This window comes from Streptomyces sp. S3(2020) (assembly GCF_013044505.1).
In the GTDB taxonomy this organism is placed as follows: Bacteria; Actinomycetota; Actinomycetes; order Streptomycetales; family Streptomycetaceae; genus Streptomyces.
Genome location: NZ_JABERD010000485.1, coordinates 1 through 1,924, shown reverse-complemented (window position 1 = coordinate 1,924; position 1,924 = coordinate 1). Strand labels below are relative to the sequence as shown.

Below are 1,924 nucleotides of genomic sequence, written 5' to 3'. Positions count from 1 at the left end.
GCCCACCCGGACCCGATCCTGGCGCTCAACCGCATGGGCAGCTTCGACTGGGACCTGGACACCGGTCTGTTCCACATGGACGCCCAGGCCCACGAGGTCTTCGACCTGCGCCCCGACGAATACGACGGCCACCCCGAGACCCTCGCGATCCGGGTCCCGTCCCCGGAGGGCTACCGGCTCGATGCCCTGGTCTCGCAGGCCATGAAGGACGGCAGCGAGAACTACGGCACCTACTTCCGCATCCGCTGCCGCAACGGCTCGCTGCGCTGGACCCACACCCAGGGCTACATCCGGCGCGACGAGACGGGCCGCCCGCGCCGCATCGTCGGCATCGTCCGCGACGCCACCCAGGAGGTCCAGGACATCGAGGACCGGCGCAGACGGGCCAGCCGGGACGAGGCCCGGCAGGAGCAGACCAACGTCGTCCAGCTCACCACGGCCGCCCTCGCGTACGCCCGTACCGTCGACGACGTCATCGACGTCCTCAAGGACACCCACGGCCTCACCCACCTCGGCGCCACCAGCCTGGTCATGGGACTGGTCGAGGCCGGCCGCGTCAGGCTGGTCGCGGAGGGCCCCGCGGGGAGCTTCGTGCCCGGCACCGACGTCACCCGCATCGACGAGCCGTACCCGATGAGCGAGGTCGTGCGCACCCTGACCCCGCGCTTCATCGAGTCGCCGCAGGAGTTCGCCGAGAGCTATCCGCTGCTGTGGCCGCACATCACCGACCTGAACATCACCGCGGCCGCCTACCTGCCTCTGATCGCCCAGGCCCGGCCCATCGGCGCCATGGGCCTGCTGTACAGCGACCGCAGCGGCTTCTCGCCCGAGGACCGCAACGTCCTGGTCGCCCTCGGCTCCAGCATCGCGCAGAGCCTTCAGCGGGCCATGTTCTACGAGCAGGAGAAGGACCTCGCCAGCGGGCTCCAGCAGGCCATGCTGCCGCGCACCATCCCCAGCGTGCGCGGCGCCGACGTCGCCGTCCGCTACCGCTCGGCCGCCCTGGGCCGGGACATCGGCGGCGACTGGTACGACCTCATCCCGCTGCCCGGCGGCCGGGTCGGCGCCGTCATCGGCGACGTCCAGGGCCATGACACCCACGCCGCGGCCGTCATGGGCCAGCTGCGCATCGTCCTGCGCGCCTACGCCGCCGAGGGCCACACCCCCGCCACCGTGATGGCCCGCGCCTCCGTCTTCCTGCACGAACTGGACACCGACCGCTTCGCGACCTGCCTGTACGCCGAGGCCGACCTCGCCACCGGAGTCGTCCAGGTCGTCCGGGCAGGCCATATCGACCCCCTCGTACGGCAGGCCGACGGCAGCTGCCGCCGCGTCCCCGTCGAGGGCGGGCTGCCGCTCGGCCTGTCCGCCGAGTTCGGGCGCCTGGAGTACCCCGTCGGCACGGTCGAGCTCGACCCCGGCAACACGCTGCTGCTGTGCACCGACGGCCTGGTCGAGACGCCCGGCGCCGACCTCGACGACGGCATGCAGACCCTCACCGCCCTCATCACCTCCGGCCCCGCGGACGTCCGCGACCTCGCCGACCGGCTCATCGACGTGGCCGAGGAACGCGGCGGCGACGACGACGTGGCCCTGCTCCTGCTGCGCCGCCGGGGCCTGGACGCCCCGCAGTCCGGCGGCCGGCTCCAGCAGCATGTCGCCTCGGGCGATCCGGAGGCGCTGGCCGAGGCCCGGCACATGATCCGCGCGGCGGTCCGGGCCTGGGGCGCCAGGGAGAGGGCCGACGAGATCGAGCTCGTCGCCGACGAACTGGTCACCAACGCCCTCATGCACACCGAGGGCTCCGCCATCGTCACCCTGCGGGTCCTGGCCGGCTCCGACCGCCGGCTCCGCGTCGAGGTCGAGGACTCCTCCAGCGCCCTGCCGCGCCGCCGCGAGGCGGGGGAGTCGGGGGTCTCGGGGC

Annotated in this window: 1 protein-coding gene; it reads left to right on the top strand. The window is 73.3% G+C overall.

The features are described from left to right. The coding region (locus HLK59_RS49795) for a SpoIIE family protein phosphatase (RefSeq protein WP_171148294.1) at positions 1-1,924 on the top strand (1,924 nt) is incomplete at both ends.